This window comes from Tateyamaria sp. syn59, assembly GCF_007995245.1.
Lineage (GTDB): Bacteria > Pseudomonadota > Alphaproteobacteria > Rhodobacterales > Rhodobacteraceae > Tateyamaria.
Genome location: NZ_VCBA01000003.1, coordinates 406416 through 420390, shown reverse-complemented (window position 1 = coordinate 420390; position 13975 = coordinate 406416). Strand labels below are relative to the sequence as shown.

The window sequence follows — 13975 nt, the reverse complement described above, 5'->3', positions numbered from 1 at the left end:
GTGGCACCTTGAGGAAGATCATGAAAAAGCTTGTTACCGCAGCCCTCTACATGGCCCTGAGCGTGGGCGCAATTCCTGCACTCGCTGACACTTCAGCAGCAGAGGCCTTGCGCGACGGCGACATGAAAAAGCTGATCTTCCACGGCACGCCCGAGGCGGTGTCGAACCAGCCCTTCGATCTGGCCGACGGCGCGGGCACCGGTTCGCTCGCCGATTACGAAGGCAAGCACATCCTGGTGAACTTCTGGGCCACGTGGTGCGCGCCCTGCCGGCACGAAATGCCGATGCTGTCCGAATTGCAGACCGAGTTCGGCGGTGATGATTTCGAGGTCGTCACAATCGCCACCGGCCGCAACAATCCGGCCGCCATCGTCAAGTTCCTGGAGGAGATCAACGCCACCAACCTGCCCCGCCATCAGGACCCCAAGCAAAAGCTGGCCGCCCAGATGGGCGTCTTCGGCCTGCCCATTACCGTGATCATCGACCCCGAGGGGCGCGAGATCGCCCGCCTGCGCGGCGATGCCGACTGGTCATCCGACAGCGCCAAGGCCATCATCGCCTCCTTGATTGGTGCCGAAAGCAGCTAGCGCGCGGTGCTGCAACCAAAATTTAACAAGCGTTAACAATATGTTAGGTTACCCACGGGTAACCGTTACACGTGCCGGGGCAACAAACTGACGCCACGCCACGCTTGACGATCCAACCCCGCGTCCGCTGAACTGCGCGCGGGAGGATCAGGCCGTGCCCTTGCACATCCTGTTGATTTTGGTGGTTGGCGGCATCGCGGGCATCGCGCTCGCGCTGCACCTGTTGGGCCTGTCCCGCGCCACCCCCTTCACGTCCCAAACGGCCCAAGAGGCATGGCACCGCGCGCACCCCGACGACGCGGTCAAAGCGATTACGGTCACCACCGACGGCAGGGCCGCCCGGATCACGACGGATCAGGGCCCCGGCGTGCTCTGGCAGATGGGCGCCGACAGCTGCGCACGTCGCCTCACCGGCAGCGAGACACTGACGCGCGCCGGCGACACCTCCACCCTGCATCTCAACGATTATGCCGCGCCCAAAGTGCGGCTTACCCTCACGCCACAGGAACACAGCGCGTGGCAAGACTGGATGGCTCACACATGATGGCAGACCTCACTTACCCCGACGTCGTGAATTTCGCCGTCCCCTTCTTCATCGCCGCCATCGCCATCGAGTTGACATGGATCGTGATCAAGGGCCGCGGCGGCCGGTACGAGACGCGCGATGCCGTTACCTCCCTGATCATGGGCGCGGGCAACGTCGCCTCGGGCATCCTGCTGGGGTTCATCGCCTGGGGCTTTTTCATGTGGCTCTGGACAATCACGCCGTTCGATCTCGGCGCCAGCGTCTGGGTGGTCCTGCTCTGCTTCGTCCTAGACGACTTCCGCTACTACTGGGTCCACCGCTTCGGGCACCGCATCCGTTGGGTCTGGGCCAGCCACGTCAACCACCACTCGTCCCAGCACTACAACCTTACGACCGCGCTGCGCCAGACATGGACGGGCACCTTTACCTTCATGATGGTGGTCCGCGCACCGCTGATCCTGCTGGGCTTTCACCCGGCCATGGTCCTGTTCGTCGGCGGTCTGAACCTGATCTACCAATTCTGGATCCACACCGAAGCGATCGGACGCATGCCGCGCTGGTTCGAAGCGATCATGAACACCCCCAGCCACCACCGCGTCCACCACGGCCGCAACGCGCGCTATCTCGATGCCAACTATGCTGGCGTCTTCATCACCTGGGACAAGCTGTTCGGCACCTTCGTGCCTGAACTCGACAGCGAAAAACCGGACTACGGACTGGTCCAGAATATCGGCACCTTCAACCCGATCCGGGTCGCGTTCCACGAATGGGTGGGCATCTGGAAAGACATCACGCAACGCGGCCTCACCCTGAAACAGCGCCTGCTTTACGCGGTGGCTCCGCCGGGTTGGAGCCACGATGGCTCCCGCGACATGTCAGAGGATATCAAGGCCAAACACCTCACCCGCACGCCCGAAGACAAGGGCACGCCCGGCTTCACCTGATCCCCCCCCCCTTCCCTGTTTCAAAAAAATCCTGGGGGGAGGCGCAGCCGGGGGGCAAAGCCCCCCTCACAATGTCGGCGCGCGATAGCGTGTCCTTTGGATCACGCGGCGTGGTTCAGGATCGCGGCCTCGCTCGCGCTCAGGTTCCGACGGGCATGGCTGCCATAGCTGTGCGGATCCTCGGCAAGATCCGGCACAGCCCCGATCAAACGGGCACGGTCGTCGTCCTTCAGCATCGACAGGGCCGCGTTTGCGGGGTGAAAGCTCTCGGTCTCGACGCCATTGGCGCGCAGCACCTCGTGGCGCGGCAATAGAAGGTGCACGTAGGTGGCGGACCGGGCCTTGACGTCGACCGTGATGGTCGACCCGTTCACCAGGTCCTTGGCCGCGACAAGAACCTCGGGCGCATTGAACAGATCACGGGCCGCGTCTCCCTTCACCAGCATTCGGTGTTCCGGCGACACCAGCAATTCCTGATCGGGCCGTTCGATGCCCAAGGCACCGGTCGCGATGCGGATGGGCCGCAATTGCGGCAGGGCGAACAGACGCGCGCCGGTCATGCGGCGGCTACCGACCCAGAGGATCTCTTGGGCGCCGTTGTCCATGGTCTGCACGCGGTCGCCCTCGCGCAGATCTTCTATCAGACGCGGGCCATCTGGCGTGTCGATCCGGGTGCCCGGAGTAAAGCAGATCACACCGCTTGACGGGTCCGATGACGGCCCCGGCGGGGCCGTCTTGATCCGGTAGTGCACCACCCACAGATCCGTCTTGCGCGGGGGTATCTCGTCGAGGAACATCAGGAGCGGCGGCGCATCGCGACCGACCTCGATCACCGTAATCGTATAGCCCTTGGCCCCGTCCGTGACGACGAAACTGCTGTCCGGCATCAGGGCATCACGCTCTGCCACGTCCGGCGTGAGCGGCGTGTTGTCCAGTGCCGCACCGACCAGCCGATGCACCATGCGCGCCGCGCGCCTGCGAATGTCTTCTTGCCCGTCTGCCCTGTCCAGGCGCAACACATCTTGCGGACCGTCAACCTGCACGGGATCGCCGCGCCAGGCCCAGGCTGCCCCAACAGCCAGAGATGCCAACGGTGCGGCCTCGAGGCCGTCCACTTCTGTTTGCGACCAGGAGATGACAAACGCGCCGCGAAAGCCCGTTTTCATTGCCTGTATGCCTGCCTTGTCTTTTTTTATTAATCGCAGGTTAACAACCTGAGGACGGTCTGTGAAGCCCGGATTCGCATCAGATTCCAGCGGCTTGCGGGCGGAAAGTAAAGTTAAGTTAAGCTGTGCGCCCGGTCAGGAGACGTTGAAATTAGACCGGTATTCGGACGGCGACACGCCAAGCATGGCGACAAAGGCGCGACGCATCCTGTTTTCGTCCCGAAACCCACACGCGGCCGCGATCCGTTTGATGCCTTGCTGCGTTGTCTCCAGCAGCCCCTGCGCCTGTTCGATGCGCATGGCCGCCACGGCCTTGGCCGGCGTCATGCCCATGGTCTTTGCGTAGACACGGGCGAAGTTACGCGGGCTCATGCCCGCACGTGCCGCCAGATCGTCGACCGAAATGTCTTGGTCCAGGTTTTGCGCGATCCAGGCATGCAGCGCCTCGAACTGGCCGGCCTGATCCCGCAGCTGGCGCCCCAGCGCGGGACTGAACTGCGACTGGCCACCCGAGCGGACCATTTGCGCCACCATCGACCGCGCAACGGTGAAGGCTGCGGCACGCCCCAGATCCTCGGCCACGATAGCGAGTGCCATGTCGATGCCTGCCGTGATCCCGGCGGAGGTCCAGACGGGGCCGTCCTTGATGAAAATCGGATCCATCTCGACCGCCACATCCGGAAACTCGGCGGCGAGCATCGCGCAGTCCTCCCAATGGGTGACGGCGCGGCGGCCATCGAGCAGACCGGTGGCGGCCAGCACCAACGCGCCCGAGCAGACGGACGCAACACGCGTCGCCCGTTTTGCGAGCGACCCGACGAGGTCAACCAGCCGGGCGTCCCGCATGCCCGGCACCGCGCCGTCACCGCCCACCACGATCAGGGTGTGAATGTCCTGACCGGCAAGTGTCCCGGCATCCGCACTCGGGATCGGCAGAACCGTGTTGGTCGTGGTCGGGCCGCCCTCCACCGAGACGACCACACAGTCGTATCCCGGCGTACCCGTGGCCGGGTCCGGTGCGTGGGAAAAGACCTGCAGCGGCCCCACGAGGTCCAGAAGCACGATGTTGTCATAGACCACGAAGACCACCAGCCGCCTCGGTTCCGTCATATCCGTGGATTTGGCAGAATTTGATGTCATCTTGTCATTTCTGCCATCAGAAAACGCGGTAGTCTACAGCCAAACCAGACGGAGGACGCGATATGTTGGCCCTGAAACCGAACTGCGAATGCTGTGACACCGATTTGCCACCAGATACTACGGATGCCCGGATATGCAGCTTCGAGTGCACCTTCTGTGCCGCATGTGCCGAGACACGGTTCCACCTGATCTGTCCCAATTGCGGCGGTGGTCTGGTGCCGCGTCCCGTGCGCCCTGACGACAAGCTGGTCGCCTTTCCCGCGTCGACCAAACGTGTGACCAAAGCCCACGCCGCCTGCGCGGCGAGCCTGGCCTGATGACGGAGCGCGAGATGACCGACCTGACCCACATCCTGAACTGGCGCCGCATCAATGACCGCCTGACCACATCGGGGCAGCCGACCGAGCTGCAGCTGGCCGATATACGCGAGTTGGGTGTCACGCATATCGTGAACCTTGGGCCGCATCACAACGATGGTGCATTGGCGGACGAGGCCGGGACCGTCGCCGGGCTGGGCATGACCTATATCTACATCCCGGTCGAGTTTGAGGCCCCCACCGATGACGACTTTGAAGCCTTCAAGCGGGCCATGGACGCGCATCCGAACGCGCGGATGCACGTTCATTGCATCTATAACGCACGCGTCAGCGCGTTTTTCTACCGCTATGCAAAGTCGGGTGGGATCCCATCGCCGGAGGAGGCTTTTGCGAACATGGACAGCATCTGGCGCCCCGGCAAAGATTGGGCCGCGTTCATTGACCGCCCGGACGCGGAGGGCATGCCGAACCGGTACGCGGGCGAGGATTACGAGGCGCCGGACAAAGGCCGATGACGGCACGTGCCGCAGGCGTCTGTGTGATTTGCTGTCGTTTTGCCTAATTTTTAGGCATCATTTCGCCAATTCAGCACATGTGAGCCCGCTCTGAGCGGCGCGCGACTTTCTTTCCGTACGGTAAGCGCCATCCTCTGCCCGCAGGAAGTGCAACACCACAGGGGAGATGAGTTCGATGTATAAATATGCGCTGAGTGCGGCCCTGGCCGCGGTACCGCTGGCCGGGATGGCCGAGGAACTGACGCCCGTCACCTTCGGGACGAACTGGCTGGCGCAGGCCGAGCATGGCGGGTTCTATCAATCCGTGGCCGATGGCACTTATGCCGAATGCGGTCTGGACGTCACCATCGTGTCGGGCGGTCCGCAGGTGAACAACCGCGCGCTGCTGCTGGCCGACCGCATCCAGTATCACATGGGCGGTGACATGCTGCAGGCCTTCAACGCCGTGGCCGAGGAGATTCCGGTCGTCGCCGTCGCCGCCATCTTTCAGAAGCACCCGCAGGTCATCGTGGCCCACCCGGATGTGGAAAGCTGGGAGGATCTGAAGGACAAGACCCTGCTGATCGGTGACAATGGCTACACCAGCTATTACCAGTGGATGATCGCCGCGCATGGCTTTACCGCAGAACAGCGCGAGCCCTACACCTTCAACCCCGCGCCGTTCATCGCCAACACGGACACGGCCATGCAGGGCTATCTGTCATCCGAGCCGTATCTGGTCCAGAAAGAGGCCGGGTTTGAGCCGAACGTGTTCCTGATCGCGGACAATGGCTATTCTTCCTATGCGACCACGATCGAGGTGATGCAGTCCACCATCGACGAGAACCCTGAACAGGTAGAGTGCTTTGTCGATGCGTCCCTGACGGGCTGGTACAACTACCTTTATGGCGACAGTGCTGCCGCCGATGCGCTGATCCTGGAAGCCAATGCCGACATGACCCAGGACAAGATCGACTTTGCCAAGAACATGATGCGCGACCAGGGCATCGTGGACAGCGGCAAGACGCTTGAGCTGGGCATTGGCGCGATGTCGGATGAGGTGATCGGCGATTTCTACCAGAAGATGGTGGATGCCGGTGTGATCGGTGACGATCTGGACTGGAAGGCCGCCTATACCCTCGACTTCACCAACAAGAAGGTTGGGATGGACATCAAACCCTGATCGCCGTTCTATCATCCTAGCAACAGAATGCCGAACGGGGTGTGGTGCGTACGTTCGGCATTTTCTACGACAAAGAGGGCCACATGGCGCAAATCGCTCCTTTTGCCGAGCGTGACGAGTTGATGCGTGTAAACGCCGTGGACAAGGTGTTTCCCGGCAACGTGCAGGCGTTGCGTGCCATGTCGCTGACGGTGCGCGAGGGCGATTTCATCTCGCTTCTGGGGCCATCGGGCTGTGGCAAGTCGACGGCGCTGCGCCTGATCGCGGGCCTGTCCGAGCCAACAACGGGCCGGATCGAATGGTCCAAGCCCCGCGCGCAGGGCGATCTGGGCGTGGTGTTTCAGGAACCCACGCTGATGCCTTGGGCGACAGTGGCGCAGAATGTGTATCTGCCCTTTCGACTGGAGGGGAAAACATACGCTGCCGTCAAGGATGAGATCTTGGAGGCGCTGAAGCTGGTGGGGCTGGAGAAGTTCCAGAACGCCTATCCCCGAGAGCTGTCGGGCGGCATGAAAATGCGCGTGTCCATCGCCCGCGCGATGGTCACGCAACCTAAGCTGATCCTGATGGACGAACCCTTTGCCGCGTTGGACGAGATCACGCGCTTCAAGCTGAACAACGATTTGCTGGAGATGCAGGCGCGGATTGGCTGCACGGTGATCTTTGTCACACACTCTGTTTTTGAAAGCGTGTTCCTGTCGGATCGCATCGTCGTGATGGCGGCCCGCCCCGGTCGTGTGATCGAAGAGTTGCATGTGGACGAACCCTATCCCCGAGGTGAGATGTTCCGCACGTCGCCCGAATACGCGGCGCATTGTCGGGCAGCGAGCCAGGCGCTGGAGCAGGCGATGGAGGCGGCGGCATGAGCGTCACCGAACTGGACCAACCCACCGCTCCGACAATCGATGCCGAGGAAGCGCGTCGCGCGCGCAGCCGCCGGATCGAGAAGACGGCGCGTTGGTTGCTTCCCTTGCTGGTCATGGCGCTGATGATCTGGATCTGGGACCGGATCGTCGTATGGAACGAGATCCCGCACTTCATTCTGCCGAGCCCGGCGCGTGTCTGGGGCAGCCTGACAGGCGATTGGGCGATCCTTTGGGACAGTGCACTGCTTACGGGGCGCATCACGTTGATGGCGCTTGCGATTGCTGTTGTGGGTGGTGCGGGCCTCGCCATTCTGTTCAATCAGAACAAGATGGTGGAGCTGTCGCTCTACCCTTACGCCGTGATCCTGCAGGTCACGCCGGTGGTGGCCATTGCACCGCTGATTTTCATCTATGTGGAAAGCAAGACGGTAGGCATGCTGATGTGCGCCTGGATCGTCGCGTTTTTTCCGGTGCTGAGTTCGACAACGCTGGGCCTCAATTCAGTCGATCATAACCTGCGTGACCTGTTCCGCATCTATGGGGCGACCCGCTGGCAGCGGCTGTGGATGCTGCAATTGCCGTCGGCCCTGCCCTATTTCCTTGGCGGGCTTAAGATCGCCGGGGGGCTTTCGCTGATCGGGGCTGTTGTAGCCGAACTGGTGGCCGGTACGGGCGGTGTGGGCACCGGGCTGGCCTTCCGCATTCAGGAGGCGGGGTATCGCCTGAACATCGCGCGCATGTTTGCGGCCCTCGCCATCGTGGCGGCGATGGGTGTTTTTATCTTTGCGGCCCTGTCGCTTCTGTCGCATATGTTGCTGCGCAAGTGGCACGAAAGCGCCATCAAACGGGAGACTTGATGGACTTTCGCGCACTGCCCAGCGGACACATAACCCTTGCAGATGTTACCATTCCTGCCTGCCTTTTGGGGCAGGAGGGCGATCTGATCACAACCGATCTGCATATTGGTAATGGCAAGATCACGGACGCACCCGGCCAGCGCGTTGAGATGGGCCGCGCGATGGTGCTGCCCTGTTTCACCGACATGCATGTGCATCTGGACAAGGGGCATATCTGGCCGCGTGCAGCAAACCCTGATGGGTCATTCATGGGGGCGCTCACCACCGTGCGTGCAGATCATGCCAACTGGTCAGCGGATGATTTGCGGGCGCGCATGGAGTTTGGACTGGCCTGCGCCTACGCCCATGGCACGCGGGCCGTGCGGACACATCTCGACAGCATTCCACCGCAGCCGCAGATCACTTGGCCGGTCTTTGCCGAATTGCGCGACGAATGGGCGGGGCGGATCGACTTGCAAGGCGTTTGCCTGATCGGCTGTGATGGGTTTTCGGAAGACGGTGATTTCAGCGTGACCGCCGATCTGGTGGCCGAACATGGCGGCGTTTTGGGGATGGTGACCTATCCCGTGCCAGACCTGCGCGAGCGGCTCGAAGGGTTTTTTCGCCTCGCCACCGCGCGCGGACTTGATGCGGATTTTCATGTGGATGAGACGACGGATGCGTCGTCTGAGACCCTGCGCCTGATCGCCGAAGTGGCGCTTGAGGTTGGGTTCGAAGGGCGCATCGTTGTCGGCCATTGCTGTTCGCTGTCCACGCAGGACGAGGCCCGGGCGATGGATACGCTGGATCTGGTGGCCAAGGCCGGGCTGCACGTCGTGAGCCTGCCCATGTGCAACCTCTACCTTCAGGACCGCACGCCCGCTGGCACGGCCCGCACCCCGCGCGGGCGTGGTGTGACGCTGGTGCATGAGATGAAGGCGCGGGGCATTCCGGTCAGCTTCGCCTCGGACAACACACGCGATCCGTTCTATGCCTATGGTGATCTGGATATGCTGGAAGTGATGCGGCAGGCCACGCGTATCGCGCATCTGGATCATTCGCGGGCCGATTGGGTGACATCGTTCACAACCCAGCCCACCTCCACGTGCTGCTTTGCTGCGCAACGGTTGGACGTTGGCGCCCCTGCCGACATCGTTATCTTCAAGGCGCGGGAATGGACCGAGCTCTATGCGCGCCCTCAAGCCGACCGTATCGTGTTACGACATGGTGCGCCCATCGACCGGACCCTGCCCGACTACGCCACCCTCGATCATTTGTGGGAGACAACATGAACCTCGACGCTGCCAAGGCCGCCCTCGCCCATCTCGACATCGAAGAGAAAGAGGCCAGTATCCGCGCTTCTTCCCGCGACTTCTTTTGGTATTCACCCGTGCTGAAGGATCGGTTGGATCATGTGGTGGCCGACTTTGTCGTGCGTCCCCGCAACGAGGCCGAGGTGATCGAGGTGCTGAAGGTCTGCTATCAGCACGATGTGCCGGTCACGACGCGCGGCGCAGGGACCGGGAACTATGGCCAGGCGATGCCGCTTGAGGGCGGCTGCGTCATGCACCTGCGCTGGATGGACAAGGTGAAGGAGGTGCATCCGGGCCGCGTGATTGTCGAACCGGGCTGTTTGTTGAAAGACCTCGATGCCGTTTGCAAGGAGCAGTCGGGGCAGGAAATCCGCATGTTCTCGAGCACGTGGGCGACGGCCACCATTGGCGGGTTCATCGCTGGTGGCTCGGGCGGTGTGGGGTCCTGCACCTGGGGCAGCTTGCGCGATCTGGGCAACATTATCCGTCTGCGCGTCGTCACCATGGAGGAAGAGCCCCGCATCCTGGAGTTTCGGGGCGAGGAACTGGCGCGTGTCAGCCATGCTTACGGCACCAACGGCATCATCACCGAGATCGAGATGCCGCTTGCCCCTGCCTATGACTGGGTCGAGATGTTCGTCACGTCCAAGGACTTCATGGCAGCCACCCGCTTTGCGCAGGATGTGGCGAATGAGGACGGGATCCTGATCAAGCTCGCCACCGTGTTCGAAGCGCCGGTGGCCAAGGATTACTTCCAGCGTGTGGCACCGCATGTGGAGGCCGACGACAATCTGATCGGGCTGATGGTCGCGCCGCATTCGATGGACGGATTTCAGACGCTGTTGGGCCGCAGCCCGGAGTTGAGCCTGATTTACCGCAGCGATGACCACGATTGGGAGCGGTCGCCGGGCACTGTGTTTGAATACGGCTGGAATCACACCACGCTGCGGGCGCTGAAGGTCGATCCGTCGATCACCTATTTGCAGGTGCGCTTTGGCTACCCGAACCAGCTGGAGTTGATCGAGAAGATGCGCGAGGCGCTGTCGCCCGAGGTGCTGCACCACCTTGAAGTGCTGAAAGAGGGCGGGAAGGTTATGTTTGCCGGGCTGTCGCTCGTCAAGTTCACCACCGAGGAGCGGCTGGACGAGATCATCCAGATCCACGAGGACGCGGGTGCCATGGTCTTCAACCCGCACCGTTACACGCTGGAGGAAGGCGGGCGGCAGACCGTCGATGATCGGCAGTTGAAGTTCAAGCGGGAGGCGGACCCCAAGGGTCTTCTAAATCCGGGCAAGATGATTGCATGGGATGATCCGGACTTTGATTTTTCCGAGATGTATTCCTATCCGAAGATACAGGCGGCCGAATGACGCCAGCACCCACTGTCCCATCAGAACCCCAGCGGGCGCTGGTGCTGGCGGCCCACCCGGTGCCCGACAGCTTCAACGCGGCGTTGCATCACAGGGTGGTTGAGACGCTGATGGGGCGCGGGTGGGATGTGGATGATTGCGATCTTTACGCTGAGGGGTTCGATCCGATCATGTCGGAGGCGGACCGGCGCGGCTATCACGACGTGCCGGAGAATGTGGAGCCGGTGAAAGACTACGTGGACCGCCTGCGCGCGGCGGACGCGCTGATCATGGTCTTTCCGGTGTGGAATTTTGGCTATCCGGCAATGCTCAAGGGCTTTCTCGACCGGGTGTTTTTGCCGGGCGTGTCTTTCCGGTTGGACGATGGCAAGGTCGTCCCGAACCTGACACGCATCCGGCGGCTGGCGGCTGTCACCACCTATGGCGGCACGCGGGTCAGGGCCATGCTGTGCGGCGACCCGCCGCGCAAGTGCGTGACCCGAGCGGTCTGGCATGTGTGCAGGCCGAGGTCGACCAAATACCTTGCCCTTTACGACATGAACCGGGCAACGGACGCAAAACGACGCCGCTTCCTCGAACATGTCGGAGAACAGTTAAGGACATTCTGATGCGTGCGCTCATCATTTTTTGCCACCCCAAGGAGGACAGTTTCAACGCCGCCGTGCTGGGCACGGTGACATCCCATCTGGAAAAGGCCGGCGTCGAATACCGCCTGCGCGACCTTTACAGGTCTAATTTCATGCCCGTGCTGACGGCCCATGAGCTGGATTGCTATCTGGACGAAAGCTGCAACGCTGATCCGGTGGCACAGGACGTGGCGGATGTGCAATGGGCCGATGCGCTGATCTTTATTTATCCGACATGGTGGTACGGATTGCCTGCCATGCTGAAAGGGTGGCTCGACCGCGTCCTACTGCCCGGTGTCGCTTTCATCATGCCCAAGGGCGAGGGGGACAACATCCAGCCCGGCCTGACGCATATCAAACGCCTGGGCGTGTTCACGACCTGCGGTGCGTCGTGGTGGCTGACGACCCTGATCGGGGCGCCGGGGCGCAAGATGCTGACGCGGGGTGTGCGCGCCATTTGTGCCAAGCGCTGCCGGACCGTCTTTGCCGCCCACTACCTGATGGACAGTTCGACTGATACGTCGCGTGCAAGCTATCTGAGAAAAGTGGCCGAACGGATGGAGAGGCTGACAGCATGATCCCCGTTCTCGACTGGTCGGAGGCACAGACGGACCGCGCCGCGTTTACCGCCAAGCTGGGCGAGGCGGTGCGCGAGACCGGATTTTTCCTGCTGGCAAACCCTCAGGTGCCGCAAACCCTGCGGGACGAGGTGTTCGCGCTGGCGGACAGGTTCTTCAATCAGCCGCGCGCGGAGAAGGCCAAGCTGTCGATCCTGGACACCCCGCATTACCGCGGGTGGGCGCAGCCAGGGGACGAGTCGCTGGACGAAACCCGGCCCGAGGTCGACACCAAGGAGACCTTCAACATCGGCTATGACCTTGCGCCGGATGACCCGCGCGTCATCGCGGGCGAAGCCTTTCGCGGGGTGAACCGTTGGCCAGACATTCCCGGCTTTGCAGATGCCATGTTGGCCTACTACGAGGCATGCCAGGCCCAGGCCTCGGCCCTGCTGAGTGTTATGGCCGAAGACCTTGGGCTGGACGCAACGCATTTTGACGGCCTGTTCACAGAACCACTGTCGGCCATGCGGCTGCTGCACTACCCCCCTGCCAGCGGCGCCGATAATGAGATCGGCGCAGGCGCACATACGGACTATGGCGCGATCACGCTGCTGATGACGGATGGCGAGCCGGGGTTGCAGGTGCAGCCACGCGGCGGCGACTGGACAGATGTGCCCCAGGTGCCTGGTGCCTATGTGGTCAATATCGGTGACTGCCTGATGCGTTGGACGAATGACATCTATGTCTCCACCCCGCATCGCGTGTTGCCCCCCAAACGGCAGCGGCGGTCGGTTGCGTTTTTCTGCGAAGCGAACCCGGATGCGCTGGTCGAAGCCCTGCCCGGCACCGGCGAGCCCAAGTATCCACCCATTCGCGCCGCCGACTACCTCGCGTCCCGGCTGGAGGCGACCTATGCGCCAAAGGAAAGCGTATGACTGCACGCAACTGGGCCGACCTGCGCATGCCCGAGTTCGAAGGCCTGGACCCGGAGCGCACCATTGTCCTTCTGCCGACAGCGGCCATCGAACAGCATGGGCCGCACCTGCCGGTCGGCACGGATACTCTGATCGCTGAGGGCATGCTGCACGCTGTCCGCGCCGCCTGCCCTAGTGACCTTGATCTGCTGATCCTTCCCGTTCAGGCCATCGGCAAGTCGAACGAGCACCTGTGGGCCGCGGGCACCTGTACGCTGACCGCCGAAACCGCACTGCGGGCGTGGACCGAGATTGGGCTGTCCGTCGCCCGAGCCGGTTTGAAAAAGCTGATGATCGTGAATTCGCATGGCGGCAATCTCGACCTGATCTCGATCCTGAGCCGCGAGTTGCGCGTGCAGGCGGGCATGCTGGCGGTCAAGACGCAATGGGGATCGTTCGGCGCGCCCGAGGGGATGTTCAGCGCGCAGGAAGATATGTTTGGCATTCATGGTGGGGACCGTGAGACGTCGCTGATGCTGGCCTTTGGCCCCGAAACGGTGGACATGGATGCAGCCCGCGATTTCCGGTCGAGTGCCGAAACGTCCGCTATCCCGCCCATCGGTCCCATCTCGTACGGGTGGATTGCGTCGGACCTGTCGGACAGCGGCGTGGTCGGCGAGGCGCATCTTGCCACAGCTGAGAAGGGTCACGCGCTGGCCCGGCATCAGGCCGCCGGGTGCATCGCGCTGGCCCGGCAGATGGTGGAGATGCCGGCGCCCACTGCGCCCCCACAGCGGTAGACACCGCGTGCTATAGCGGGGACGGCCCTGCATCTTCTGCCCTTGTGAGTTGACGCGACACGACGCTTCACCTCCCCGCCCCTGGCCTTTGTCCGGTCCTACCCGCACGCACATGCGGGATGCCGACCGTACCCATCAGGACGACAGGGGCCGTGCGCGCGTCCATCTCGGCTGTGTCGTCGGGACCTGACAGACACCTACCCCGGCGCATCCACATTTTCAGGAGAGATTTATGACAAATGGGTCAATTTCCACGGTCGCTATTTTGTCCTGCGCGCTCGCAGTTTCGGGTTGCTCCGGATCGTCATCAGGTGGTTCGGGCGGCATTGCGCC

Annotated in this window: 16 protein-coding genes; 14 read left to right on the top strand and 2 right to left on the bottom strand. The window is 62.5% G+C overall.

The window, feature by feature from the left end:
* Positions 1 to 20 precede the first annotated feature (20 nt).
* From FD715_RS08070 to FD715_RS08060, 3 genes are all read left to right on the top strand, one after another.
* A complete protein-coding gene (locus FD715_RS08070; RefSeq protein WP_147107829.1) occupies positions 21 to 587 on the top strand; it encodes a TlpA disulfide reductase family protein in 567 nt (188 codons plus the stop codon).
* Positions 588 to 741: 154 nt separating this feature from the next.
* Positions 742 to 1131, top strand: a complete 390-nt coding sequence (locus FD715_RS08065) for a hypothetical protein (RefSeq protein WP_147107826.1) — start codon at positions 742 to 744, stop codon at positions 1129 to 1131.
* Positions 1128 to 2057, top strand: a complete 930-nt coding sequence (locus FD715_RS08060) for a sterol desaturase family protein (RefSeq protein ID WP_147107823.1) — start codon at positions 1128 to 1130, stop codon at positions 2055 to 2057. The genes FD715_RS08065 and FD715_RS08060 overlap by 4 nt, the downstream gene beginning before the upstream one ends.
* 101 nt (positions 2058 to 2158) lie before the next feature.
* Here the strand turns inward: FD715_RS08060 and FD715_RS08055 are convergent, their stop codons facing one another.
* Both FD715_RS08055 and FD715_RS08050 read right to left on the bottom strand, forming a co-directional pair.
* Positions 2159 to 3223 carry a Hint domain-containing protein gene (locus tag FD715_RS08055; protein ID WP_147107821.1) on the bottom strand — a complete coding sequence of 355 codons (1065 nt, stop codon included), beginning with the start codon at positions 3221 to 3223 and terminating at the stop codon, positions 2159 to 2161.
* Between the two features lie 135 nt (positions 3224 to 3358).
* Entirely contained in the window at positions 3359 to 4333 is a 975-nt protein-coding gene (locus tag FD715_RS08050) for a GlxA family transcriptional regulator (RefSeq protein WP_147107818.1), read from the bottom strand.
* A 92-nt stretch (positions 4334 to 4425) separates the two neighbouring features.
* Here FD715_RS08050 and FD715_RS08045 point away from each other — a divergent pair, with 92 nt between their 5' ends.
* The 11 genes from FD715_RS08045 to FD715_RS07995 all read left to right on the top strand — a co-directional run bounded on the left by FD715_RS08045 (position 4426) and on the right by FD715_RS07995 (position 13642).
* Positions 4426 to 4680, top strand: a complete 255-nt coding sequence (locus tag FD715_RS08045; RefSeq protein WP_147107815.1) for a DUF1272 domain-containing protein — start codon at positions 4426 to 4428, stop codon at positions 4678 to 4680.
* Between the two features lie 14 nt (positions 4681 to 4694).
* The gene (locus FD715_RS08040) at positions 4695 to 5195 is read left to right on the top strand and encodes a protein tyrosine phosphatase family protein (protein ID WP_147107812.1); all 501 of its coding nucleotides are present in this window, start codon (positions 4695 to 4697) and stop codon (positions 5193 to 5195) included.
* A 175-nt stretch (positions 5196 to 5370) separates the two neighbouring features.
* A complete protein-coding gene (locus tag FD715_RS08035) occupies positions 5371 to 6357 on the top strand; it encodes an ABC transporter substrate-binding protein (RefSeq protein WP_147107809.1) in 987 nt (328 codons plus the stop codon).
* A gap of 83 nt (positions 6358 to 6440) precedes the next feature.
* Positions 6441 to 7223, top strand: coding sequence for an ABC transporter ATP-binding protein (locus FD715_RS08030; RefSeq protein ID WP_147107806.1), 783 nt, complete (start codon positions 6441 to 6443; stop codon positions 7221 to 7223).
* Positions 7220 to 8080 carry an ABC transporter permease gene (locus FD715_RS08025; RefSeq protein WP_147107803.1) on the top strand — a complete coding sequence of 287 codons (861 nt, stop codon included), beginning with the start codon at positions 7220 to 7222 and terminating at the stop codon, positions 8078 to 8080. The genes FD715_RS08030 and FD715_RS08025 overlap by 4 nt, the downstream gene beginning before the upstream one ends.
* Positions 8080 to 9351, top strand: coding sequence for a cytosine deaminase (locus FD715_RS08020; protein WP_147107800.1), 1272 nt, complete (start codon positions 8080 to 8082; stop codon positions 9349 to 9351). The genes FD715_RS08025 and FD715_RS08020 overlap by 1 nt, the downstream gene beginning before the upstream one ends.
* Complete coding sequence (locus tag FD715_RS08015) at positions 9348 to 10742, top strand: FAD-binding oxidoreductase (protein ID WP_147107797.1); 1395 nt, start codon at positions 9348 to 9350, stop codon at positions 10740 to 10742. The genes FD715_RS08020 and FD715_RS08015 overlap by 4 nt, the downstream gene beginning before the upstream one ends.
* The gene (locus FD715_RS08010; protein WP_147107794.1) at positions 10739 to 11350 is read left to right on the top strand and encodes an NAD(P)H-dependent oxidoreductase; all 612 of its coding nucleotides are present in this window, start codon (positions 10739 to 10741) and stop codon (positions 11348 to 11350) included. Before FD715_RS08015 ends, FD715_RS08010 begins: the two co-directional genes overlap by 4 nt.
* Positions 11350 to 11946: an NAD(P)H-dependent oxidoreductase gene (locus FD715_RS08005; protein WP_147107791.1), complete on the top strand. Its 597-nt coding sequence runs from the start codon at positions 11350 to 11352 to the stop codon at positions 11944 to 11946. Before FD715_RS08010 ends, FD715_RS08005 begins: the two co-directional genes overlap by 1 nt.
* The gene (locus tag FD715_RS08000) at positions 11943 to 12863 is read left to right on the top strand and encodes an isopenicillin N synthase family oxygenase (protein ID WP_147107788.1); all 921 of its coding nucleotides are present in this window, start codon (positions 11943 to 11945) and stop codon (positions 12861 to 12863) included. Before FD715_RS08005 ends, FD715_RS08000 begins: the two co-directional genes overlap by 4 nt.
* Positions 12860 to 13642, top strand: coding sequence for a creatininase family protein (locus tag FD715_RS07995; protein ID WP_147107785.1), 783 nt, complete (start codon positions 12860 to 12862; stop codon positions 13640 to 13642). The genes FD715_RS08000 and FD715_RS07995 overlap by 4 nt, the downstream gene beginning before the upstream one ends.
* Positions 13643 to 13975: the final 333 nt, after the last annotated feature.

Bases quoted from the DNA above. Each gene is read 5' to 3' on its own strand.
- FD715_RS07995 (WP_147107785.1), top strand. From the start codon at position 12,860: ATGACTGCACGCAACTGGGCCGACCTGCGCATGCCCGAGTTCGAAGGC.
- FD715_RS08005 (WP_147107791.1), top strand. From the start codon at position 11,350: ATGCGTGCGCTCATCATTTTTTGCCACCCCAAGGAGGACAGTTTCAAC.
- FD715_RS08015 (WP_147107797.1), top strand. From the start codon at position 9,348: ATGAACCTCGACGCTGCCAAGGCCGCCCTCGCCCATCTCGACATCGAA.
- FD715_RS08060 (WP_147107823.1), top strand. From the start codon at position 1,128: ATGATGGCAGACCTCACTTACCCCGACGTCGTGAATTTCGCCGTCCCC.
- FD715_RS08010 (WP_147107794.1), top strand. From the start codon at position 10,739: ATGACGCCAGCACCCACTGTCCCATCAGAACCCCAGCGGGCGCTGGTG.
- FD715_RS08040 (WP_147107812.1), top strand. From the start codon at position 4,695: ATGACCGACCTGACCCACATCCTGAACTGGCGCCGCATCAATGACCGC.
- FD715_RS08035 (WP_147107809.1), top strand. From the start codon at position 5,371: ATGTATAAATATGCGCTGAGTGCGGCCCTGGCCGCGGTACCGCTGGCC.
- FD715_RS08030 (WP_147107806.1), top strand. From the start codon at position 6,441: ATGGCGCAAATCGCTCCTTTTGCCGAGCGTGACGAGTTGATGCGTGTA.
- FD715_RS08050 (WP_147107818.1), bottom strand. From the start codon at position 4,333: ATGACGGAACCGAGGCGGCTGGTGGTCTTCGTGGTCTATGACAACATC.
- FD715_RS08000 (WP_147107788.1), top strand. From the start codon at position 11,943: ATGATCCCCGTTCTCGACTGGTCGGAGGCACAGACGGACCGCGCCGCG.
- FD715_RS08055 (WP_147107821.1), bottom strand. From the start codon at position 3,223: ATGAAAACGGGCTTTCGCGGCGCGTTTGTCATCTCCTGGTCGCAAACA.
- FD715_RS08025 (WP_147107803.1), top strand. From the start codon at position 7,220: ATGAGCGTCACCGAACTGGACCAACCCACCGCTCCGACAATCGATGCC.
- FD715_RS08045 (WP_147107815.1), top strand. From the start codon at position 4,426: ATGTTGGCCCTGAAACCGAACTGCGAATGCTGTGACACCGATTTGCCA.
- FD715_RS08020 (WP_147107800.1), top strand. From the start codon at position 8,080: ATGGACTTTCGCGCACTGCCCAGCGGACACATAACCCTTGCAGATGTT.
- FD715_RS08070 (WP_147107829.1), top strand. From the start codon at position 21: ATGAAAAAGCTTGTTACCGCAGCCCTCTACATGGCCCTGAGCGTGGGC.